Raw genomic sequence first — 851 nt, forward strand, 5'->3', positions numbered from 1 at the left:
AGAAAAGCAGTATCCAGGTATTACTCAGCGAACTCTCACGGCGTAGATACCGATCCTGATGACAGAAGCCGCCGGGCAGCAGCTTCAGACCGTCCGATCAGGGCCCTCGTGAATGAAGCGGGGTGACGGCATCGACGCCGATATGGGCCTTCATGCCGAAGCACCACTGGTTGCCCTTCTTGGTCTGCTTCATCTCCGGGTCGCGTTGCTTGGCCTGGTTCTTGGTGGAGGGCGCGGCCGCCACGATGGTGGCGTCAACGATGGTGCCCTCGCGCATGAACAGGCACTGCTACCAGGTTGGCGTTGTCCGCATCGAAGATCCGCTGGGTCAGGGCATGCTTCCCCAGCAGATGCCGAAAGCGCCGCAGCGTTGTCGCGTCCGGCACGCTCTCGATGGCCAGGTCGTTACCGAAGAAGTTGCGCATCGTCTGGCTGTTGTAGATCGTATCTAGCTACCAGCAGGCCTTTGCATCAGGGTGAGCATCCATAGAGCCACGCTCGAGTTCATGTCGCTGATGTCCTCAATGAGGCCTTGCCTGCCGTGGCCATCAGCACCTCGACTAGTGATGCCATCTGCATATTCTCTCAGAGCTATCGAGCCGAGATGGCCGAGCTTTGCAGACGCGAATGCAAGACTCGGCGTGACTCAGGGAAACAGGGAACGCCTGCGGAGAAGGCCTATCCGGACACGAGGGAATTACGCCAGCGCGTATCGCGCGGCGACGGCCGGCGGTGCAATCGCTTGTCGAGCAGGGCCCGTGCCTTGTCCGCCTCGCCGCTGCGCATCAGCGACACGAGCAGGGTATCTTCGACGATCTCCCGCTGGGCGCCGCTGCCGCCAATCCGCACGA

General features: G+C 61.3%; 1 pseudogene. It reads right to left on the reverse strand.

The window, feature by feature from the left end:
- Positions 1-115: 115 nt before the first annotated feature.
- Positions 116-449: pseudogene (locus M8009_RS18865) on the reverse strand (transposase); the annotation flags it as partial.
- Between the last annotated feature and the right edge of the window lie 402 nt (positions 450-851).

It is taken from the genome of Halomonas gemina (assembly GCF_023554995.1).
Classification (GTDB): Bacteria; Pseudomonadota; Gammaproteobacteria; order Pseudomonadales; family Halomonadaceae; genus Halomonas; species Halomonas gemina.